The 21975-nt window shown below is 69.5% G+C and carries 20 protein-coding genes; 3 read left to right on the plus strand and 17 right to left on the minus strand.

Annotated features, from left to right (window positions below; translation table 11 throughout):
* Positions 1-21 precede the first annotated feature (21 nt).
* The 12 genes from aroQ to DW306_RS17010 all read right to left on the minus strand — a co-directional run bounded on the left by aroQ (position 22) and on the right by DW306_RS17010 (position 11853).
* Positions 22-462: a type II 3-dehydroquinate dehydratase gene (gene aroQ, locus DW306_RS16955; protein WP_136056767.1), complete on the minus strand. Its 441-nt coding sequence runs from the start codon at positions 460-462 to the stop codon at positions 22-24.
* Positions 459-1010, minus strand: a complete 552-nt coding sequence (locus DW306_RS16960) for a GNAT family N-acetyltransferase (RefSeq protein ID WP_136056768.1) — start codon at positions 1008-1010, stop codon at positions 459-461. Before DW306_RS16960 ends, aroQ begins: the two co-directional genes overlap by 4 nt.
* Positions 1007-2095, minus strand: a complete 1089-nt coding sequence (aroB, locus tag DW306_RS16965; protein WP_136056769.1) for a 3-dehydroquinate synthase — start codon at positions 2093-2095, stop codon at positions 1007-1009. Before aroB ends, DW306_RS16960 begins: the two co-directional genes overlap by 4 nt.
* Positions 2092-2610: a shikimate kinase gene (locus tag DW306_RS16970; protein WP_136056770.1), complete on the minus strand. Its 519-nt coding sequence runs from the start codon at positions 2608-2610 to the stop codon at positions 2092-2094. The genes aroB and DW306_RS16970 overlap by 4 nt, the downstream gene beginning before the upstream one ends.
* A complete protein-coding gene (aroC, locus tag DW306_RS16975) occupies positions 2594-3823 on the minus strand; it encodes a chorismate synthase (RefSeq protein ID WP_136056771.1) in 1230 nt (409 codons plus the stop codon). Before aroC ends, DW306_RS16970 begins: the two co-directional genes overlap by 17 nt.
* A 62-nt stretch (positions 3824-3885) precedes the next feature.
* Positions 3886-4698 carry a shikimate dehydrogenase gene (locus DW306_RS16980; protein WP_136056772.1) on the minus strand — a complete coding sequence of 271 codons (813 nt, stop codon included), beginning with the start codon at positions 4696-4698 and terminating at the stop codon, positions 3886-3888.
* A 4-nt stretch (positions 4699-4702) separates the two neighbouring features.
* A complete protein-coding gene (gene mltG / locus DW306_RS16985) occupies positions 4703-6199 on the minus strand; it encodes an endolytic transglycosylase MltG (protein WP_136056773.1) in 1497 nt (498 codons plus the stop codon).
* A gap of 2 nt (positions 6200-6201) precedes the next feature.
* Positions 6202-6675 (minus strand): Holliday junction resolvase RuvX, encoded by a 474-nt coding sequence (ruvX, locus tag DW306_RS16990; protein ID WP_136056774.1) that lies wholly within the window; start codon positions 6673-6675, stop codon positions 6202-6204.
* On the minus strand, positions 6672-9332 hold the full coding sequence (gene alaS / locus DW306_RS16995; RefSeq protein WP_136056775.1) for an alanine--tRNA ligase: 2661 nt from the start codon (positions 9330-9332) through the stop codon (positions 6672-6674). The genes ruvX and alaS overlap by 4 nt, the downstream gene beginning before the upstream one ends.
* A 52-nt stretch (positions 9333-9384) precedes the next feature.
* Entirely contained in the window at positions 9385-9573 is a 189-nt protein-coding gene (locus DW306_RS17000; RefSeq protein WP_136056776.1) for a hypothetical protein, read from the minus strand.
* A gap of 112 nt (positions 9574-9685) precedes the next feature.
* Positions 9686-10315: a 30S ribosomal protein S4 gene (gene rpsD / locus DW306_RS17005; protein WP_136056777.1), complete on the minus strand. Its 630-nt coding sequence runs from the start codon at positions 10313-10315 to the stop codon at positions 9686-9688.
* Positions 10316-10482: 167 nt separating this feature from the next.
* Positions 10483-11853 carry a replication-associated recombination protein A gene (locus DW306_RS17010; RefSeq protein WP_136056778.1) on the minus strand — a complete coding sequence of 457 codons (1371 nt, stop codon included), beginning with the start codon at positions 11851-11853 and terminating at the stop codon, positions 10483-10485.
* Positions 11854-11966: 113 nt separating this feature from the next.
* Between DW306_RS17010 and DW306_RS17015 the strand changes: the two genes are divergently transcribed.
* Complete coding sequence (locus DW306_RS17015; RefSeq protein ID WP_240747243.1) at positions 11967-12269, plus strand: hypothetical protein; 303 nt, start codon at positions 11967-11969, stop codon at positions 12267-12269.
* A 41-nt stretch (positions 12270-12310) separates the two neighbouring features.
* Here the strand turns inward: DW306_RS17015 and cobA are convergent, their stop codons facing one another.
* A complete protein-coding gene (gene cobA, locus DW306_RS17025; protein WP_240747244.1) occupies positions 12311-13126 on the minus strand; it encodes a uroporphyrinogen-III C-methyltransferase in 816 nt (271 codons plus the stop codon).
* Complete coding sequence (locus DW306_RS17030) at positions 13123-14673, minus strand: FAD-dependent oxidoreductase (protein WP_205814200.1); 1551 nt, start codon at positions 14671-14673, stop codon at positions 13123-13125. Before DW306_RS17030 ends, cobA begins: the two co-directional genes overlap by 4 nt.
* Positions 14674-14892: 219 nt before the next feature.
* Between DW306_RS17030 and DW306_RS17035 the strand changes: the two genes are divergently transcribed.
* Positions 14893-16245 (plus strand): DUF349 domain-containing protein, encoded by a 1353-nt coding sequence (locus DW306_RS17035; protein ID WP_136056781.1) that lies wholly within the window; start codon positions 14893-14895, stop codon positions 16243-16245.
* A 64-nt stretch (positions 16246-16309) separates the two neighbouring features.
* Positions 16310-16861, plus strand: a complete 552-nt coding sequence (locus tag DW306_RS17040) for a type IV toxin-antitoxin system AbiEi family antitoxin (protein WP_168429350.1) — start codon at positions 16310-16312, stop codon at positions 16859-16861.
* Here DW306_RS17040 and DW306_RS17045 read toward each other — a convergent pair.
* From DW306_RS17045 to secD, 3 genes are all read right to left on the minus strand, one after another.
* Positions 16848-19100, minus strand: a complete 2253-nt coding sequence (locus tag DW306_RS17045; RefSeq protein WP_136056783.1) for a bifunctional (p)ppGpp synthetase/guanosine-3',5'-bis(diphosphate) 3'-pyrophosphohydrolase — start codon at positions 19098-19100, stop codon at positions 16848-16850. The two genes, DW306_RS17040 and DW306_RS17045, sit on opposite strands and share 14 nt — an antisense overlap.
* 68 nt (positions 19101-19168) lie before the next feature.
* Complete coding sequence (gene secF / locus DW306_RS17050) at positions 19169-20158, minus strand: protein translocase subunit SecF (protein ID WP_136056784.1); 990 nt, start codon at positions 20156-20158, stop codon at positions 19169-19171.
* Positions 20158-21924: a protein translocase subunit SecD gene (gene secD, locus DW306_RS17055; RefSeq protein ID WP_136056785.1), complete on the minus strand. Its 1767-nt coding sequence runs from the start codon at positions 21922-21924 to the stop codon at positions 20158-20160. Before secD ends, secF begins: the two co-directional genes overlap by 1 nt.
* Between the last annotated feature and the right edge of the window lie 51 nt (positions 21925-21975).

Consider the following 21975-nt stretch of genomic DNA (forward strand, 5'->3'; position numbering starts at 1 on the left):
CGGGTCCGGAAACGGAGCCCCTCAGAGCTGCGCGACGAGCTCCCTCACGGCCTCCGCATACCCCTCGACGCCATGCCCGACGACGCGAACGGCGGCGACGTCGTGGAGGTAGGAGTGGTGACGGAACTCCTCCCGCGCGTACACGTCCGAGATGTGCACCTCGGCGAACGGCAGCGAGACCCCCGTGAGCGCGTCGCGGAGGGCCACCGACGTGTGGGTGAGCCCGCCGGGGTTGATCACGATGCCGGCGCAGTCCGACCGCGCCTCGTGGATGGCGTCGATGAGCATGCCTTCGTGGTTGCTCTGGATGGCGCGCACCTCGTACCCGAGCGATGCGGCGGCCTCGGCGGCGAGGCGCTCCACATCGGCGAGGGTGGCGGTGCCGTAGACCTCGGGCTCGCGCGTGCCGAGCAGGTTGAGGTTCGGGCCGTTCACCAGCAGAAGGCGGCGGTTCGCAGTCACGGTGCCACACTATCCGCGGCCGCGAGCGAGCGGCTCATCTCGAGCTCCGGACCGATCGATCCCGTGAACCGCAGTCCGGTATCTGCGAAGCCGGCTCGACGGTACGCGCCCTGCGCCCGGCGGTTGTCGACGTGCACATCCAGCGCCAGCGCTCCGTCTCCGAGGCCGGCGGCCCAGTCGGCCGCCGCACCGAGGAGGTCGTCGATGACGCCGGCCGCCCGGCTCTGCGGCCGCACGTAGACCCCCACGACGTCGCCGCGCGCAGGAGACACCGTGCGCCCGTGGTGATCCGTGTCGCCGTCCTTCCACCGGATCACGGTGACCGTGCCGATCCATTCGCCGTCGGCTTCGGCGACGAACTGCGCCACGGCATCGCCGTCGGCGGCGTTCGCCGCCCTGTCCTGCCAGAACGCGGCGGGATGCGCCGCCTCAGCCTCGTACGAGTGCAGAAAGGCGATCGCCGCGTCGGGGTCGCGCACGGCTTCGAGACGCAGGTCCCGTACGCGCTCCCAGTCGTCGGCGCGCACCCGACGGATGACGATGCTCACGCGCCGACCTCCTGGTAGGCGGCGAAGAGCAGGGACTCGTCGGGTGCCTGCAGCACCGTGGGCTTCGCGATGTCGTCGAGCAGGATGAAGCGCAGCATGCCGCCACGGCTCTTCTTGTCGCGCTGCATCGTCGCGAGAAGCTGCGGCCAGGCACCGGCGCGGTACGAGGTGGGCAGCCCCAGCGACTCCAGGATCGTCCGGTGCCTCTCCGCGGCGGCATCCGACAGACGTCCGGCGAGCCGGGAGAGCTCCGCGGCGTACAGCATGCCGATCGAGATCGCCGCTCCGTGCCGCCACTTGTACCGCTCGGCGTGCTCGATCGCGTGGCCGAGCGTGTGGCCGTAGTTGAGGATCTCGCGCAGCCCGGCCTCGCGGAAGTCGTCGGACACGACCTTCGCCTTCATGTCGATCGCGAGCTCGACCGCACGACGGAACTCCTCCGTGGTCGTGTCGACGGCCCGTGCCGGGTCGGCCTCGATGATGTCGAGGATCTCGGGGGCCCAGATGAAGCCGGCCTTGACGACCTCGGCGAAGCCGGCCGTCGCCTCGTTCGGGCTGAGGCTGCCGAGCTCGTCGAGGTCGCCCACCACCGCGCTCGGAGCCCAGAACGCCCCGACGAGATTCTTGCCCTCGGCGGTGTTGATGCCGGTCTTGCCGCCGACCGAGGCATCGACGAGACCGAGGACGGTCGTCGGGACCTGCACGAGCTGCACACCGCGCAGCCACGTGGCCGCGACGAAGCCGGCGAGGTCGGTCACCGCTCCCCCGCCGTAGCCGATGACGGCGTCGCTGCGGGTGAAGTCCGCCTGACCCATGACCTGCCAGCAGAACGCTGCGACCTCGATGCGCTTGCCCTGCTCGGCATCCGGGACCTCGGCGAGCAGCACCTCTCGCGGCCCGTTCTCCGTGTCGGCCAGCAGTCGCTCCCGCAGCTCGGCGGCGCGAGCGGCCAGGGTCGGCGGGTGCACGACGAGGATCTTGCGCACGGTCGGCGCGAGCGCGGCCGACACCCGGTCGAGCACACCTCGCCCGATCGTGATGTCGTAGGCGTCGTTCCCGGTCACGCTGATGGTGGTCGTGCTCATCGCTGCTCTCTTCTCCATGCCACGATCTCGTCGGCAATCCTCTGCATCGGCCGCCGCGACGTGTCGAACGTCGTCGAGGCCACTTCGTCGTACCAGTCCCGGCGCTCGTCGAAGATCCGGATCCAGCGCTCGACCGGATCCTCCCCGGCGAGCAGCGGACGGTTTCCCCCGCGGATCCGGTCGGCCACCGCCTCAGGGCTCACCGTGAGGAAGACGACCGGATGCTGTCGCAGCAGTTCCCGCGTGCCGGGATCCGTGACGGCACCACCGCCGAGCGAGACCACGCCGCCCTCCGAGAGGGCAGCGGCCACGGCAGCGCGCTCGAGCGCGCGGAAATGGGACTCTCCGTGGTCCGCGAAGATCGTGGGGATGGGTCCGTGCTCGGCGACGATCCGCTTGTCGGTGTCGATGAACGCGACGCCGAGCCGACGTGCCACACGCCTGCCGACGCTGGTCTTGCCGGCCGCCATCGGGCCGACCAGCACCAGCGTGAGCGGGTCAGCCTCGCTCGTCATGCGCGATGAGCGCCGCCTCGGACGCGGGTGTGGTGCGCAGCTCCGCCGGGATGCCGGCGAGGTAGCCCTCGAGGTTGCGGCGCGTCTCTCCGATGCTGTCGCCGCCGAATTTCTCGAGCACGGCGTTCGCGAGCTCGACGGCGACCATGGCCTCGGCCACCACTCCCGCGGCAGGCACGGCGCAGACGTCGGAGCGCTGGTGGTGCGCTGTCGCGTCCTCACCGGTCGCCACATCGATCGTGCGCAGCGAGTGCGGAACGGTCGCGATCGGCTTCATCCCCGCCCGGACGCGGAGGACGGTTCCGGTGGACATACCGCCCTCGGTGCCGCCGGCCCGGTCGGAGCCGCGGGAGATGCCGTCCGCGGTCGCGAAGAGCTCGTCATGCGCGGCAGAACCGCGTCGACGAGTGGTCTCGAAGCCGTCGCCGACCTCGACGCCCTTGATGGCCTGGATACTCATCAGCGCCTGCGCGAGGCGGGCGTCCAGGCGACGATCCCAGTGCACGTGCGACCCGAGTCCGGGCGGGAGGCCGTAGGCGAGCACTTCGACGATGCCGCCCAGTGTGTCGCCGTGCTTCTTCGCGTCGTCGACCTCGGCGACCATCAGCGCGGACGTCGCCGGGTCGAAGCACCGCAGCGGATCGGCATCCAGCGTCTGGACGTCGTCCGGCGTCGGGAGGTCCGAGCCCGCCGGCACCTGCACGGGGCCGATCGACAGGGTGTGACTCACGAGGCGGATGCCGAGCTCGCCGAGGAACGAGCGGGCGATCGCGCCGAGCGCGACGCGGGCGGCGGTCTCGCGCGCACTCGCGCGCTCGAGGATCGGACGCGCCTCGTCGAAGTCGTACTTCTGCATGCCCACGAGGTCGGCGTGACCGGGACGGGGACGCGTCAGCGGGGCGCTGCGACCGCGCGACTTGTCGGTCAGCTCGATGGGCTCGGGGTTCATGACCTCGATCCACTTCGGCCATTCGGTGTTGCCGATGCGCAGGGCGATCGGACTGCCGAGCGTCTTGCCATGCCGCACTCCGCCGGAGATCGTCAGCTCATCCTGCTCGAACTTCATGCGCGAGCCGCGACCGTAGCCGAGCTTGCGGCGGGCGAGATCGGCCTGGATGGCCTCGGAGGACACCGGGACGCCGGAGGGCAGACCCTCCATGACGGCGATGAGTTCTGGGCCGTGCGATTCGCCGGCCGTGAGCACGCGGAGCATTGCTCCAGTCTCCCATGCGATCGGACCTGCCTCGCGCCGCGTTTCGTCGCGCGCCGTCCGGCTCAGAGCACGGAACGCATCGCGGCCACCACGTCCGCCTCGCCGGGTAGGGACACGAGAGGGTCGCCGTGACGGAAGATCCTGATCTGACGCACGGCCTGGTGCAGCAGCATCCCGAGACCGGAGACGACACGCCCGCCGCCCCACGCCACGGCGAGAGCCGATGGCCACGGTGCGTAGGCCGCGTCGAAGAGCGTGCCGCCCCGCGCCGCCAGCGGTCCGGAGATCTCCGGAGGCAGCGCGATACCGCTCGGCAGCGTCGCGATGGTCAGGTCCGCATCGAGGGCGGAGTCGTCGAGCGCGCGCGGTTCGACCGTCACGCCGAGGCGATCGCCCAGCACGACGAGTCCCGCCGCGCGTTCGGGCCGTCGCGCCGACACCTCCACCCGCTCGGCTCCGAGCTCCGCCGCAGCGACCAGAGCGGATGCCGCCGTGGCACCCGCACCGAGGATGCGGACGCTGCGTACCGTCGTGACTCCGGCCTCGGCCAGGGCGTCGACGATCCCGCCGACATCGGTGTTGTATCCCGCGATGTCGTCGCCGAAGAGCAGGGTGTTGACGGCGCCGGTCAGTTCGGCGTGCGCGTCGCGCGTCGTCGCGGCGCGGAACGCCTCCTCCTTCAACGGCATCGTCAGGGAGAGGCCGCGCCACGTGGCGTCGAGTCCGCCGAGCGATTCGGCGAACCCGGCCGCGTTCACCTGCCGACGGTCGTACTCCCAGTCGAGCCCGAGCACGTCGTAGGCCGCGGCGTGGAGGGCCGGGGACTTGGAGTGCGCGATCGGGTCTCCCCAGACGGCCAGGCGGGTCGCGGTCACCGTGTCAGCAGCCGCCCTCGGGATTCGCACGGCACCACTCACGCCATTTCTCGATGCCCTGCTCGTGCTCGGCGAGGGTCTCGGAGAACTGCGTCTCCCCCGTGGAGAGGTTGATCGTCACGAAGTACAGCCACGGACCGTCGACCGGGTGCATGGCCGCGTCGATGGCCGCGTCGCTCGGGCTCGCGATCGGCGTGATCGGCAGACCGGTGTGCTTGTAGGTGTTCCACGCGTTGTCGTCTTCGAGCGCCTCGGCAGAGCTCGACACGACGCCTTCGTGCAGTGAGCCGTAGCCGTACTGCGCCGTCGAATCCATCTGCAGGAGCATGTCGATGTCGAGGCGGTTCTGGATCACCCGCGAGACCTTCGCGAAGTCGTCCAGGCGTCCCTCGCGCTGGATGATCGATGCGATGGTCAGCACGCGCTGCGCATCGGCGTCGGGCACCCCGTGGGCGGTGAGGGACTCTCTCGTGCGGTCGACCATCTTCTGGATGACCTGCGTCGCCGTGACCTCGGGGTCGAACGTGTAGACGGCGGGGAACAGCCAGCCCTCGAGGCTCTGCGCGGCGACGCCGTAGACCGAGGGATCGGCCACCGCGGCCTGGAAGTCCTCGATCGGGATGCCGAGGGTCTCCGCGATGCCGGGCAGCGAGGAGGTGATCGTGCCGCCCTCGGCGACGGACACCGTGTTCTCGAGCTTGTTCGCGTCGTCCTTGAGCGCTGCCAGAGCGGCTTCGGCCGTCATCTTCTCCTGCAGCCGGTACACCCCGGGATAGAAGGTCACGGCCAGGTTCTCGTTGATGAGGTAGTCGTAGAAGACGTCTTCGGTCCTCGTGACGCCGGCCTCGAACAGGGCGGTCGACACCGGTCCGCCGGTGTCGCCCTCCTTGATGGTCACGAGCACCTCGCCGGTGGCGATGCCCTCTTCCCAGTCCGCCGGCTCGCCCCAGCCCATGGCGTCGCTGATCTTGTCGCCGTAGGTGTTCCAGGCCCAGACACCACCCGCGGCCAGGCCGCCGACGATCACGAGCACGATGATCAGCGCCACCAGACAGCCGGTCCGGCGCTTCTTCTTCGGCCGGTCGGCGCCCGCGCGCTCATCGTGCGTCACGAACAGGTCATCCAAGCCTCCGCCCAGCGGCGGTGCGGGATCGGATGCCGCCGCGCTCGGGGCGGATGCGGTCGACGGGACACCGTCACCCGTGGTCGCGAGGACGGGCTCCTCGGCCGCGGCGGCGCCGAAAAAGGCATCGACGTCTGCCGCTGCACGCCGCGGAGACTCGGCGTTCTCGGAAACCGGACTCGTCGCTGCCGCGTCCTGAGGATCCTGTGCCCCGGGGGTGCGGCCGGCCGCCTCTCGCGCCGCCCGGCGCGACCCCGGCGTCGGAGCGCTGTTGTCGACGGTCGGGATCTGACGCGTGGGGGCGGGAAGGTTCTCGAACAGGTCGCCCAGACGGGCGTCCGGATCGTGCTGGGGGGAAGCACTCTCACGTTCGGACATGTTCAGGCGGGCTCCTCGTCAACCGGGATCGTGGCACCGGCCGGGTTTCCGGTGCTCTTCTCCGTGTCGATCGCCTGCTGCAGAAGCACCACGGCGGCGACCTGATCCACAATGCTACGAGACTTCTTCTGTGATCGCCCAGAGGAACGCAGGGCTGCGTGGGCGGTGACCGTGCTCAGGCGCTCGTCGACGAGGCGCACCGGTGCGCCGCTGCGGTGCTGCAGAGCCGCCGCGAACTCGCGGGCGTCGGTGGTGGACGCCGTGTCCGCTCCCTGCATGTTCACCGGGAGTCCGACGACGAACTCGAGGAGGTCGTACTCCCCCGCGATCGCGAGGATGCGGTCGATCGACCGGTCGTCGCGCGGCACGGTCTCGACGGGAACGGCGAGCATCCCATCGGGGTCGCACCGCGCGACACCCACCCGGGCGCGACCGACATCGATGCCGAGGCGCACCCCGCGACGGAACCCGCTCACGCGGCGTGCAGCTCCTGAGAGATGGACTCGAGCGCCGCGGGCAGCGCTGAGGAGTCCGTGCCGCCGCCCTGGGCGACGTCGTCGCGCCCGCCGCCGCCTCCGCCGAGCACACCGGCCGCGCGCTTCGCCAGCGCTCCGGCCTTGGCGCCGGCCGTGCGTGCGGCGTCGTTCGTGGCGACGACCACGACAGGACGCCCGTTGACGACAGCACCGAGGGCGACCACGGCGGCGTCGGATCCGAGACGATCGCGCACGCCGATCACGAGCTCGCGCACGTCATCGGCCGAGGCGACATCGCCGAGCGACTGCGCTGCGACGAGGAAGGCTCCGACACGCTGAGCGCCATCCGCGATCGCGGGCACCTGTCCGGCGCGCTCCTTGGCCTCGAACTGCGCGATGCGCTTCTCCGCCGCCTTGAGGCTCGCGGCGAGGTCGGCGATGCGCTCGGGCAGCTGCTCGCGCGGCGTCTTGAGCGAGGCGGTGAGCTGCGACACGAGGGCACGCTCTGCCGCCAGTTCGCGGAACGCGTCCGCACCGACGAGTGCTTCGATGCGGCGGTTGGATGCGCCGACCGACGATTCGCCGACGACGCTGACCAGGCCGATCTCGGCGCTCGTGGTGACGTGGGTTCCGGCGCACAGCTCACGGGACCAGGGTCCGCCGATGTCGACCATGCGGACGACATCGCCGTACTTCTCGCCGAAGAGAGCCATGGCACCGGCCTCCTTCGCCTCGTCGAGCGAGACGATGCGCGTAGTCACCTCGAGGGCGTCCTGCACGGCGCGGTTGGTGATCTCCTCGATCTCGGAGCGCGTCTCGCCCGAGAGCGCCTGCGACCACGAGAAGTCGAACCGCATGTAGCCGGCGCGGTTCAGCGACCCCGCCTGCGTGGCCGTCGGGCCGAGGGTGTCGCGGAGCGCGGCGTGCACGAGGTGCGTCGCCGAGTGCGCCTGCCGTGCGGCGCGGCGGTTGGCGGCGTCCACGACGGTCGTCGCGGCGTCGTCGACGGCCACCGTGCCGCGCGTGACCTCGACGGTGTGGCTGATCAGCCCGGGAACCGGACGCTGCACGTCGAGCACCTCGAGCTCGAATCCGGGACCGACGATCGTGCCCTTGTCGGCGACCTGACCGCCGGACTCGGCGTACAGCGTGGTCTCGGCGAGGACGACCTCGGCGATCTGTCCCTCGGACGCGCTGCGCACGACCGCGCCGTCGACGAGGATACCGAGGATGCGGGACTCGACCTCGAGGGCCGTGTAGCCGTCGAAGCCGGTCTCGCCGAGCGAGCGCAGGTCGCGGTACACGGAGACGTCGGCGAGCTGACGCTTGCGGTTGCGGGCGTCGGCCTTGGCGCGCTGACGCTGCTCCTGCATGAGCGAGTCGAAGGCGGCACGGTCGACGTCGAGCCCTGCCTCCTCGGCGACCTCGAGCGTGAGGTCGATCGGGAACCCGTAGGTGTCGTGCAGCAGGAAGGCCTCGGGCCCGCTGAGGGTCTTCCCGCCGCTCTGCTTCGTCTGATCGAGCGCGAGGTCGAGGATCGTCGATCCGGAGGCGAGCGTGCGACGGAAGGTCTCCTCCTCTGCGAAGGCAGAGGCCGAGAGCGTCGACCAGTCGTTCTCCAGGACCGGATAGACCGCCTTCATCGCATCGCGCGAAGCGGCGAAGAGCTCGGGAAAGACCGGCTCGTCCACGCCGAGCAGGCGCATGGCCCGCACCGTGCGGCGCATGAGGCGGCGGAGGATGTACCCGCGCCCCTCGTTCGACGGCCGCACGCCGTCGGACAGCAGCATCAGCGAGGAGCGCACGTGATCGGCGATCACGCGGAAGCGGACGTCGTCCTCGTGCACGGCACCGTAGCGGCGGCCGGTGAGCTCGACCGCGCGATCGAGCACCGGACGGACCTGGTCGGTCTCGTACATGTTCTCGACGCCCTGCTTGAGGAACGCGACGCGCTCGAGACCCATTCCGGTGTCGATGTTCTTCATCGGCAGTTCGCCGACGATGTCGAACTCGGTCTTGCCGCGGATGTTCTCGATGAAGTCCTGCATGAACACGAGGTTCCAGATCTCCAGGAAGCGCGAGTCATCGACGGCTGGACCGCCGTCTTTGCCGTAGGACGGACCGCGGTCGAAGAAGATCTCGGAATCCGGACCACCCGGACCGGGCTGGCCGGTGTTCCAGTAGTTGTCGGCGCGGCCAAGGCGCTGGATGCGCTCCGGCTTCAGGCCGATGATGTCGCGCCAGATGGCCTCAGCCTCGTCGTCGGTCTCGTAGACGGTGACCCAGAGGTCCTTCTCGTCGAACGCGAATCCGCCGTCGGCCTCGGAGCTGGTGAGCAGCTCCCAGGCGTAGCGGATGGCGCCCTCCTTGAAGTAGTCGCCGAACGACCAGTTGCCCAGCATCTGGAAGAACGTGCCGTGACGCGCCGTCCGGCCCACTTCCTCGATGTCGTTCGTGCGGATGCACTTCTGCAGGTCCGCGATGCGCGGATGCGGAGCAGGGACCACGCCCGTGAGATACGGGATCATCGGCACCATGCCGGCGACCGTGAACAGCAGGGAGGGATCGTCGCTGACCAGAGAGGCCGACGGGACGATGACATGGTCGTTCTTCTCGAAGAAGTCGAGGTAACGCTGCGCGATCTCCGCAGTTTTCATAGAGTGCCGGATGTCCTTGCGTGAGGATGCCGCACCGAGGCGCGGCGAGGGTTCAGTTCTTGCCCGGCTCCGTGAGCCGTGCCTCCTGCTCGCGGTAGGCGTCGCCGAGGGCTGCCGTGAATCCGTTGATCCGGGCGTCGACCTCGGCGAGGATGTCGTGACCACGCGGGTCCTTGTTCATGAAGTGAGCGACGACGAATCCGCCGACCAGACCGACCAGGAACCAACGCACGTTCTTCATGTCACCATCCTTGCCCCTTGATCCGCGAAGGCGCGGTTTCTCCATCGTAGGCGGAAACGACAGAAGGCGTCGGGTCACCCCGACGCCTTCTGCGAATCGCTCTCTCGCTGGATCAGCGAGCTGCGTAGTACTCGACGACGAGCTGCACTTCACAGGTCACGGGGACCTCGGCGCGCTTCGGACGACGGACCAGGCGGGCCTGGAGCTTGTCGAGCTCGACCTCGAGGTAGCCGGGAACGGGAGGCAGGACCTCGGCGTGACCGCCGGCCGCTGCGACCTGGAAGGGCTCGGTGCCCTCGCTCTTGGCCTTGACGTGGATGAGCTGACCCGGCTTCACGCGGAACGACGGGCGGTCGACGAGCTGGCCGTCGACGAGGATGTGACGGTGCACGACGAGCTGGCGAGCCTGAGCCGTGGTGCGGGCGAAGCCCGAACGCACGACGAGAGCGTCGAGACGCATCTCGAGGAGCTCGACCAGGTTCTCACCGGTCAGGCCGTCGTGACGACGCGCCTCGTTGAAGGTGTTGCGCATCTGCTTTTCGCGGATGCCGTACTGCTCGCGGAGACGCTGCTTCTCACGCAGACGGACGGCGTAGTCGCTGTCTGCCTTGCGCTTCGTGCGGCCGTGCTCACCCGGAGCGTAGGGACGCTTCTCGAGGTAGCGGGCGGCCTTCGGGGTGAGCGGGATGCCGAGGGCACGGCTGAGCCGGACCTTGCGGCGGTCCTGGGACTTCGTGGTCACGAAGCTGTCCTTCCGATGACGTGGTCGCGTCTTTCACGACTCACGGACGTATCGTCCGCGTTCTGCCTTGGAGCGCACGCCGGGGCGCCAGCAAGGTGTGGTGTGAACGAGGAGATGCCCGAAAACTCGGTTTCGAGCCGGTCAAGTCTAACAGATCGCCCGTCGCGTCAACGATCGCCCAGAATGCGGCGGATCCGCTCGAGGCGCGCAGCCACATCGCGCTCGGCTCCGAGAGGCTTCGGCTGGTAGTAGTGCCTGCCGTCGAGCTCGTCGGGGAGGTACTGCTGCGGCACGATGCCGTACTCGCTGTCGTGCGAGTACACGTAGCCCTTGCCGTGCCCCAGGCGCTTCGCCCCCGGGTAGTGCGCGTCGCGCAGGTGCACCGGCACGCGGCCGAAGCCGCCCTTGCGGATGTCGGCGATCGCCGCGTCGATGCCGACGTACGCGGCGTTGGACTTCGCCGTCGTCGCGAGGTACACCGTCGCCTCGGCCAGGGGGATCCGTCCTTCCGGCATTCCGATGAAGGCGACGGCGTCGGCTGCCGCGACCGCGATGACGAGTCCCTGAGGATCGGCGAGCCCGACATCCTCGGATGCCGAGATCACGAGCCGCCGGGCGATGAAGCGCGGGTCCTCCCCCGCCTCGATCATGCGGGCGAGGTAGTGCAGCGCGGCGTCGGGGTCGGACCCTCGGATCGACTTGATGAACGCGCTGATCACGTCGTAGTGCTCGTCACCCTGGCGGTCGTAGCGCAGCAGAGCCTTGTCGACCGCCTGCGAGACGTCGTCGGCGGACACCGAGGGCACGGAGCTCGAGTCGGAGCCCTTCTTCTTGCCCTTGGCGGTCTTCGCGTCCGAGGAGTGCGAGAGGGCGACGGCCGCGGCCGCTTCGAGACCGGTGAGGGCACGGCGCGCATCGCCGGAGGCGAGCCGGACGAGAGCCGAGCGCGCCTCATCGCTCAGCGCGACCGCGCCGTTGAGTCCGCGAGCATCGTCCACCGCACGATCGACGAGCAGCGCGATGTCGTCGTCGGTGAGCGGCTGGAGCGTGAGCAGGAGCGAACGCGACAGCAGCGGAGAGATCACCGAGAAGGACGGGTTCTCGGTCGTCGCCGCGATCAGGATCACCCACCCGTTCTCGACGCCGGGCAGCAGTGCATCCTGCTGCGCCTTCGTGAAGCGGTGGATCTCGTCGAGGAAGAGGATCGTGGTCTGGCCGTACAGGTCGCGCTGGGTGATCGCCTCCTGCATCACCTCGCGCACATCCTTCACGCCGGCGGTGACCGCCGAGAGTTCGACGAAGCGGCGCCCGGAGGAGCGGGCGATGGCCTGCGCGAGGGTCGTCTTGCCGGTGCCCGGCGGGCCCCAGAGGATGATCGAGACCGCCCCCGGTGACGTCGCCTCCGGGTCTGCCAGCGCGACGATCGGGGAACCTGCTCGCAGGAGGTGACGCTGCCCGGCGACCTCGGCGAGCGAGACCGGGCGCATGCGCACAGCGAGAGGCGTCTGCCCGGAGAGCAGCGCGGCAGGGGACGTCATCCCTCCAGGCTACTGGCGGGTCACGACACCGGGGTGACGCCCGGCGCATGCCGCCGCCGACGGTAGGCTCTGAGGCGACGTCGCGCACAGACGCACGGATGGGAGATCGGGGCATGGCCGCACGCGGTTCGAGGAGCACCAGGCAGGAACGCGCTCAGGCCGAGCGCCGCACCCGGTTGCACACCGCGCGCACGATCTGGCATGAGGGGCAGATCCGCCGTCGCAGACGCGACAACGTCATCGCCGGAGTCGTCGGCGCCGTCATCGTGATCGCCGCCATCGGCAGTCAGGTCGTGCATGCCCAGGTGACCGCACCGGAGCCCACGCCGACGCCCACCGTCGAGCCCTCGATCTCGCCCTCCGAGGCGCCGTCAGAGACGCCGGTGCCGATCCCGTCGGACACCCCGGCGCAGTAGTCGGGCCACCGCCGCGCCGAAGGGCGGTCGACGCGGCGTCGTCACATCGCGCTCTCCGCGTACTGCGTCGAGGCCGGCAGCAGCAGCCCCGCGCGGGCGACGTCGCCGATCACGATGACCGCCGGGTTCGTCACGTGCGCCGCGGCTGCCTCATCGAGCACCGCGCCGAGTGTGCTGCGCAGCGTGCGCTGGCGCGGAGTGTGCCCGTTCTCGACGATCGCGACCGGCCGGTCGTCCGGGATGCCGTGGCCCCGGGCCGCATCGACCAGACGCGGCAGAGCGGCGACTCCCATCAGCACGACGGTGGTGACCGACGGGTCGGCGAGCGACGCGAGGGTGCTTCCGGTGAACGGGCCCTGACCGTTGACGACGTGCAGCGCCGATGCCACGCCGCGATGCGTCACGGGAATCCCCGCCGCCTGCGGCACCGAGATCGCGCTGGTCACACCGGGCGTCACCGAGACGGGGATGCCCGCCGCCTCGCAGGCGAACACCTCCTCTCCGCCGCGGCCGAGGAGGAACGGATCACCGCCCTTCAGACGGACGACGCGCATCCCGGCGCGCGCGTGGGCGACGAGCAGCGCGTTGATCTGCGCCTGCGGGATCGGATCGCGCCCCGGCCCCTTGCCCACGTCGATGATCAGCACGTCGGAGTCCAGACGCGTGCGCACCTCGTCCGCCGGTCCCAGTCGATCGGCGACGACGACATCCGCCTCGGCCAGCAGACGGTGCGCGCGCAGCGTCATCAGATCCGCCGGCCCCGGACCGCCCCCGACGACATCGACGCGCCCCACACGCGTCGGATTCGCTCTCCTGCGGGATCCGGTGGCCGCCCGGCGCCGGAACGAGAGCCTCACGCGCGCTCCTGGAGGGAGTAGTGCTCGGCCGCCGCGGGGCGGTGGGATGTCGCGGTCGGCGCCGGCGCGGGCGCCGTGTCACGCCGTTCCAGCCCCGCGTCGATCAGACGCTGCCGGATCCGCGGCAACTGCTCGAGACGGGCGCCGCGCAGATCGATCCGGTGTCCGTCCGCGATGCTCGGATGCAGTCCGAAGTCCTTCGCGATCTGTCCGATGGCGATGAGAGCATCCGGTGTCACATGTCCTCCTGGCACACTCGGGATCACCGAATAGGTGCCGTCTTTCTGCAGCGTCTCCACGACGTGGTCGCCGGGCGCCCGCAGATAGGCGGAGGGATCGGCGCCGAGCTTCGCTCCGACCAGCGGCCGCAGCGCGCCGTACTCGCTCGCATCGCCGACGAGGATGGCGCCGAGCAGGGTCTGCGCGTCGTCGGAGAGCACGAGCTTCCGGTAGACCCCGGCATCCGGATCGGCGTGGACGATGTCGAAGGCCCCCGGAGTGCGACCGAGTGCGTCCCCGAAGCTCGCCACGTCGACGCCGGGCAGCCTCAGCGCGGCCGATTCATCGTATCCGGGGAAGATCGCCTCGCCGCCGAGCAGCCGGGTCGCGGCGACCTCGGCCATCGCGTACCCGGGTGCCACCGATCCCACGCAGCCGCCGTCGAAGCTCGCGACCTCGCCGATCGCGAGGATACGGGGATCGGAGGTCGAGCACCCCTCGTCGATCAGCACGCCGCCCCGCGCGTGCACGTCCAGTCCCGCATTCCGTGCCAGTTCGTCGCGCGGACGGACCCCCACCGTGAACACCACCACATCGGCACGCAGGAACGAGCCGTCCTGGAACTCCACCGCTGTGACGGCGCCCGACTCATCGGGATCGATCGTGACCGTGCGCGCATGCGTGCGCACGGTGAGGCCCCGTGCCTCGGCCAGACTCTTCAGCATGCCGCCGCCGGCCGCATCGAGCTGCGCGGGCATCAGCCGGTCCGAGCACTCGACCACCGTGGTGTCGACGTCCATCCCCTGGAGCGCACCGGCGAGCTCGAGCCCGAGCAGCCCGCCACCGATCACCGCACCCCGCAGCGGGCGCCCCAGCATGCGGGTGCGCCGCGCGACGAAACCCTGCAGCTCCTCGGCGTCGTCGAGAGTCCGGTAGACGAAGCATCCGGGGAGGTCCGCGCCCTCGACCGCGACTCTCGGAGCGTACGACCCTGTCGCGAGGACCAAGGTGTCGTAGTCGTAGCGCCGTCGTGACCGGGTACGCACCGTACGCCGGGACCGATCGATGCGCAGCACCCGGTCGTCCGAGATCAGCCGCACGCGAGCGTCGGCGAAGACCGAGCGATCGAGCTCGAGCTCCTCGGGTCCCGCACCGGAGAAGAACCTCGTCAGCCCCGCGCGATCGTAGGGAGCACGGCCTTCGTCTCCGATCACGGTCACGCGGACGTCCGCCTCGGCACGGCTGAGCAGGCTCTCCACGAAACGATGGGCCACCATCCCCGCTCCGACGACGATGATCTCGTGCGGCGTGGATGCGGTGTCGTTCATGGGGCTCCTGTCGACGCGGGGGACTGTCGCTCTCGTGACGATAGGAGCGCCGTGTTTCCCGGAGAGGACGCTGGATGTTTCGCCCGTCGAACGTTCTCCTCACAGATCGGTAACGGTCCGGGGTGAAATCCCGCGGCCTCACCCCGAACCCGCGGGCGTACTAGGCTGAGCCTCGTCCTTTCCGCCTCCCGCGGGCCCTACCGCGCAAGGAGAATCACCGTGTCTGCCAACGAGCCGTCGAAGCCGACTCCTCCCATTCCCGCACCCCCGGCCAAGCCGATGCCGCGAAAGGTGCCGGCCCCCGCTGCCGCCGTTCCGGTCGCGCCGGTTCCGGCGTCCTCGACGTCGTCCGCCGAGTGGGGTCGTGTATCCGAAGACGGCACCGTCGAAGTGCGCGAGGGCGACACCTGGCGCGTGGTCGGCCAGTACCCGGACGGCACCCCCGACGAGGCACTCGCCTACTTCGTGCGCAAGTTCGACGACATCGCCTTCAAGGTGCACGCACTCGAGCAGCGCCATCAGGCCGGCGGCGCCGCTGCCGGCGACCTCGCGAAGCAGGCGGGCCACCTGATCGACGAGGCGACGGATGCCGCCGCCGTCGGCGATCTCGCGGGACTCCGCGACCGCCTGAACGCGCTCACGGCTTCGCTGTCCGAGGCGACCGAGCAGGAGGCCCAGCAGGCCAAGGAGCTCGTCGACAAGGCGATCGCCGAGCGGACGCTCCTCGTCGAGCGCGCCGAGGCCATCGCCGCTCGCGACCTCAGCAAGGTGCAGTGGAAGCAGGTCACCGCAGAACTGGGTGAGCTGTTCGACGCCTGGCAGGCCCAGCAGCAGAACGGTCCGCGCCTCTCGAAGGGCCTCTCGCAGCAGCTCTGGAAGCGATTCCGGGATGCTCGCGCGGTCGTCGACAAGCAGCGTCGCGCGTTCTATTCCGAGCTCGACGACACACACAAGGTCGCCCGCGACGCGAAGTCCCGTCTGGTGGAGCGTGCGGAGGCCCTCGCGCCCCGCGGCACCGACGGCATCCCCGCATACCGCAATCTGCTCGACGAGTGGAAGGCCGCCGGTCGCGCCGGGCGCAAGGTCGACGACGCTCTCTGGGCCCGGTTCAAGGCTGCGGGAGACGCGCTGTACGCCGCCCGCGCCGAGCAGGCCGCCGCCGAGGAGGCCGAGTCCGGTCCCAAGATCGAGGCGCGCGAAGCGCTGCTCGAAGAGGCCAAGGCCGTGGCGGACGAGTCGAACATCAAGCGCGCCCGGGCCCTGCTCACGCGCATCCAGCAGCAGTGGGATGAGCTCGGCCGCGTGTTCCCCCGCGAGAAGGAACGTGCTCTCGACGATCGGCTCCGCGTGATCGAGAGCGCGCTGAAGGCCCGCGAGGAAGTCGACTGGAAGAAGAACAACCCCGAGACGAAGGCTCGCGCCAACGACATGAGCTCGCAGCTGGTCGAGGCCATCGAGAAGCTCGAGGCGGAGTTGGCGGCGGCCGAGAAGGCCGGCGACAAGAAGGCCGCGAAGACCGCGGCCGATGCCCTCGAGGCACGCCGCACCTGGCTCAGCGCGCTCGGCGGCTGATCCGGTTCTCCACAGGTCGCCCGCGATCACTCGCACGCGGGGTGCACTGCGCCACACTGGCCGGATGCACCCCGCGTTCCTGTATCTGCCCGGGATCCGACTGAGTCCGGCCGAGCTGAGCGCCGCGCGCATCGACGGCCACGTCGTCGACCTCGGCGAGGCCTACGTGCCCGCCGATCTCGTGGAGTCCGCGGATGTCCGCGCCAGCACGCTGGCCCCGCTCGTGCGCCCGGGAACCGCAGCCTCGGGACCGACGGCGGCCTGGATCCACGGCGCCGGCGACACTCCCCCGTCGGTCCATCATGTGAAGCGCTCGGTGGACCGACGGCTGCGGCCGCAGACGAGCGGTCGCCTGGTCTTCCACGACACTCTGCTCGCCGCGTCCGACCAGCAGATGATCGGCGGCATCGCGGTGTCGACGCCGGTGCGCACCCTGCTCGACCTCGCGACGACCCTGCACCGCGACCCGCGAGTGCGGCCGTGGATGGATCATCTGGCCCGTGTGCAGCCCGGGCTCGCAGCGGAGGCCGCCGTCGCGATGCGGATACTCACACGCGTGCCGGGGAGTCGCGCGGGACTGGCCGCGCTCGAACGACTGGCCGTCAGGACGACGTGACGCGATAGACGTCGTAGACGGCGTCGATGCGGCGCACCGCGTTCAGCACGCGATCCAGATGCACGGCGTCGCCCATCTCGAACACGAAGCGGCTGAGAGCCAGACGCTCGTCGTTCGTCGTCACCGTCGCCGACAGGATGTTGACGTGATGCTCGCTGAGGACACGCGTCACGTCCGAGAGCAGGCCGGAGCGGTCCAGCGCCTCGACCTGGATCTGCACGCGGAAGACGCTCTTCGTGGTCGGCGCCCACGACACGTCGACGAAGCGATCCTGCTCGGCGCTCAGCGCCTTGACGTTGACGCAGTCCGCGCGGTGCACGGACACGCCGCTGCCGCGGGTCACGAAGCCGACGATCGGGTCGCCGGGTACGGGCGTGCAGCACTTGGCGAGCTTGACGAGGATGTCGGCGGCACCGCGGACCAGCACCCCGGAGTCGCCCGATCGCGGTTCGCGTGTGGGAACGCTTCCGGGGAGGTCGATGGTCCCGGTCGCGGGATCGCTCGCGGCGACGAGCGCGGTGACCTTCTCGAGCACCGACTGCGTCGAGACGTGCCCCTCGCCGACGGCGGCGTACAGCGCCGAGACGTCCTCATAGTGCAGCTGATGCGCGACCTCGGCGAACGAGTCCTGGTTCATCAGCTTCTGCAGGGGCAGGTTCTGGCGGCGCATCGCACGGGCGATGGCTTCCTTGCCCTGCTCGATCGCCTCTTCGCGGCGTTCCTTCGTGAACCAGCCCCGGATCTTGTTGCGCGCGCGCGTGCTGGCGACGAACCCGAGCCAGTCCTGGCTGGGACCGGCATCCGGGTTCTTCGAGGTGAACACCTCGACGACGTCGCCGCTCTTCAGCTCGGACTCGAGGGGCACCAGTCGGCCGTTGACCTTGGCACCCATGGTGCGGTGGCCGATCTCGGTGTGCACGGCGTAGGCGAAGTCCACCGGGGTCGCGCCGGCGGGCAGGCCGATCACGCGGCCCTTCGGGGTGAAGACGTAGACCTCTTTCGCGCCGATCTCGAAGCGCAGCGAGTCGAGGAACTCCCCCGGGTCGGCCGTCTCGGCCTGCCAATCGGAGATGTGCGCGAGCCACGCCATGTCGGTGTCGGAGGCGCGGACCTCGGTCTTGCCGCCGCCGTTCATCCGCTCCTTGTACATCCAGTGCGCGGCAACGCCGTACTCCGCCTGCTGATGCATCTCGTGCGTGCGGATCTGGATCTCGACCGTGCGGCCGGCGGGGCCGATCACCGTCGTGTGCAGCGACTGATAGAGGTTGAACTTGGGGGTCGCGATGTAGTCCTTGAAGCGGCCGGGCAGCGGAGTCCACCGGGCGTGGATCGCGCCGAGCACCGCGTAGCAATCGCGCACCGAGGCGACCAGCACGCGGATGCCGATCAGGTCGTAGATGTCGTCGAACTCGCGGCCTCGGATGACCATCTTCTGGTACACCGAGTACAGCTGCTTCGGGCGGCCGACGACCTTTCCACGGATGCGGAGATCACGCAGGTCCTCGTCGATCTCCTCGACGACCTGCGCCAGGTACTTCTCGCGCTGCGGTGTGCGCTGCGCGATGAGGCTGTGGATCTCGTTGTAGATCTTCGGGTGCAGCACCGCGAAGGAGAGGTCTTCGAGCTCGGACTTGATCGCCTGGATGCCGAGTCGATTCGCCAGCGGGGCGTAGATCTCGAGCGTCTCCTTGGCCTTCTTCGCCGCCTTCTCGGGCGGGACGAAGCCCCAGGTGCGTGCGTTGTGCAGACGGTCGGCGAGCTTGATCAGCAGCACCCGGATGTCTTTCGACATCGCGACGATCATCTTGCGGACCGTCTCGGCCTGCGCGCTCTCGCCGTACTTGACCTTGTCGAGCTTCGTGACGCCGTCGACCAGCATGGCGACCTCGTCGCCGAACTCCGCCGTGAGGTCGGTCAGCGCATAGCCGGTGTCCTCGACCGTGTCGTGCAGCAGGGCTGCGGCGATCGCGCGCGGACCCAGTCCCAGCTCGGCGAGGATCTGCGCGACCGCGAGCGGATGCGTGATGTACGGCTCGCCGCTCTGCCGCTTCTGCCCCTCGTGCTTCTCCTTGGCGACCGCGTATGCGCGCTCGATGACCGGGAAGTCGCCGCGCGGGTGATTCGCGCGGACGGTGCGGATCAGGTTGTCGAGATCGTTGATCCTGGACGCGCGGGAGAAGATGCGGGGCACCAGTCGTCGCAGACTGGAACCCTGCGACGCCGTCTGCGGCTCCGCCATCCACTCACCTCCCGAATCTTCTCATCTTACGCGTGTTGTGCGGGACGAGCTCCCGCCGAGAGGGACGATCAGGCGTTGACGGCCGCCTTGCTGCGAGCCTCGCGGATGCGCGCGTCGCGCTCCTTGATCTGCGGCTCGTTCTCGCGGAACAGCGAGTACAGCGGGGCGGCGACGAACAGCGTCGAGTACGTCGCGACGAGGATGCCGACGAAGATCGACAGCGAGATGTCGGTGAGCGACTCGGCGCCCAGCCAGAAGGCGCCGATGAAGAGCACCGCGCCGACGGGCAGGGCCGCGACGACAGAGGTGTTGATCGATCGCACGAGCGTCTGGTTGACCGCGAGGTTGACCGATTCGCCGAACAGCCGCGCGGACTTCTCCCCGTCCTCTGTCGTGTTCTCGCGGATCTTGTCGAACACGACCGTCGTGTCGTACAAGGAGTACGCGAGGATCGTCAGGAACCCGATCACCGCCGCCGGCGAGATCTCGAAGCCGGCCAGCGCGTAGACGCCGACCGTGATCACGAGCACGTCGAGCAGACCGAGGATCGCCGCCGCCGACATCTTCCAGGTGCGGAAGTAGATCGCGAGGATGAGGAAGGTCAGTGCCAGGAAGATCGCAAGACCCCACAGGGACTGCCGCGTGACGTTCTCGCCCCACGCCGGGCCGATGAACGACGACGTGACGCTCTCCGCGTCGACCTTGTAGGCATCGGCCAGGGCGGCAGCGACCTGCTGCGTCTCGTCGGCGCTCATCTGGTCGGTCTGCACGCGGATGTCGCGGTCGCTCACGACGACCACCTTGGTGGCAGCGCCCGGGACCACGGACTGCACGGCCTCGGTGGCGGTGTCCTGGTCGCGGCTGTCGGGCGCCTGCACCGTGAACTGCGATCCGCCGGTGAACTCGATCGAGAACTGCACCGGGCGGAACAGCGGCACGAGCGCGGAGCCGACGACGAGCGCGATGGCGATGATGAACCACAGACGGCGCCTGCCGACGAACGGGAATGAGGTCTTCCCCGAGTACAGGTTGTTGCCGAACTCATTCATGGAAGGCATCAGGCGTCTCCCTCCCTGGCTCCATCGGTAGAACTGTCGGCTTTGGTGGGTCTGTCGCCCGCGAGGGCTTCTGCGCGCTTGCGCTCGGCGATCGTCTGCCGGCGATCCGCCTCGCCGCGGGCACGGGCGTTCTTCGCGCCGCGTCCGGTGGTGGCGGTCGCCACCTCGCGGAACTGCGAGCGGCTGCGATACACGGCGCCCAGGGCCTCGGGGTCGAGGCCGGAGAGCTTGTGCCCGCCGCCGAAGAACCGGGTGCGGGCCAGCAGCTGCATGACCGGGTGCGTGAAGATCACGAAGATGAACACGTCGATCAGGGTCGTGAGACCCAGCGTGAACGCGAAGCCCTTCACGGTGGCGTCGGCGAGGATGTAGAGCACCACGGCCGCGAGGATGTTGATCGACTTCGAGATGTAGATCGTGCGCTTCGCGCGACCCCAACCGTCTTCGACGGCCGCCGTGATGGACTTGCCGTCGCGCAGCTCGTCTCGTATTCGCTCGAAGTAGACGATGAAGGAGTCGGCCGTGAACCCGATCGAGACGATGAGACCCGCGACGCCGGCGAGCGACAGGCGGAAGCCGAGTCGCCAGGCCAGGATGCAGATGATCACGTAGGTCAGCACGGCCATCACCGCGATGGAGGCGATGATCACGGTTCCGAGCGCTCGATAGACGATGAGCGAGTAGATGGCGACGAGCGCAAGACCGATGAGGCCGGCGATGAGGCCGATCTGCAGCTGCTGCGTGCCCAGGGTCGCCGAGATCGTGTCGGAGCTCTGCACGACGAAGCTGAGCGGCAGCGCGCCGAACTTCAGCTGATCGGCGAGCGTCGTCGCGCTCTCCTGGGTGAAGCTGCCCGAGATGCTCGGTCGTCCGTCGAGGATCACACCGTTCATCCGCGGCGCGCTGAGCACGTCGCCGTCGAGCACGAACGCGAACTGGTCGCGCGGCGAGAGACCGTCGATGCGGTTCTGGTTCAGGCGGGTGCTGACCACGCCGAAGGCGTCGCCGCCCTCCCCGCTCATCGTGAGCTGCACGAGCCAGGCACCCGACTTCGGGTCACGTCCGGCAGTGGCATCCGTGATGGCCGTGCCGTCGAGCTCGGCCGGACCGAGGAGGAACTTCTGGGCATCGTCCGGCGAGCAGGCGATGACCGGCTGGTCCTTCGGCGCGCGGGCCGGGTCGTTGTCGGGGTTCGCGCAGTCGTACGCCTGGAACTCCGCCTGGAGTTTCGGGGTGATCCACGCCAGGTCACTGGCGTCGGTCGGCTCAGCCGTGGGCGTCGCCTCGAGGTTCGGATCGGGCGTCGGGAAAGGAGTCTCGTTGCCGTCCTCACCGATGAAAGACGTGGATGCCGCGTCGGTGTACAGCACCGGTCGGAACTCGAGCTGCGCGCTGGACTGGATCCGCTCCCGGGTCTGCTCGTCGGCGACACCGGGGATCTGGACGACGATGTTCTGTCCGCCCTCGGTCGTGATGTCGGCCTCTGCGACACCCGACGCGTCGACGCGCTGGCGGATGATCGCCGCGGCCTGGTCGAGCTGCTCAGCCGACGGCGCGGCGCCGTCCTCGGTCTCGGCGCTGAGGACGATCTGGGTGCCGCCCTGGAGGTCGAGGGCGAGCTCAGGTGCCCACGAGCTGGCCGCTTCCCCGTTGGCGTCCTTGATGACGTAGACGCCCAGCGAGTTGATGCCGAAGAGCACGCCCGTCACGAGGAGCAGGCCGAGGAGGACCCGCCAGGCGTGACGGACCGGAGAGGATGAAGCCACGTGTGTTCAGCTTTCTGAGATGCCGGAGATGCGGGAGGCAGCGCTGGCGGC

The sequence above is a fragment of the Microbacterium sp. K24 genome (assembly GCF_004794465.1).
GTDB lineage: Bacteria > Actinomycetota > Actinomycetes > Actinomycetales > Microbacteriaceae > Microbacterium.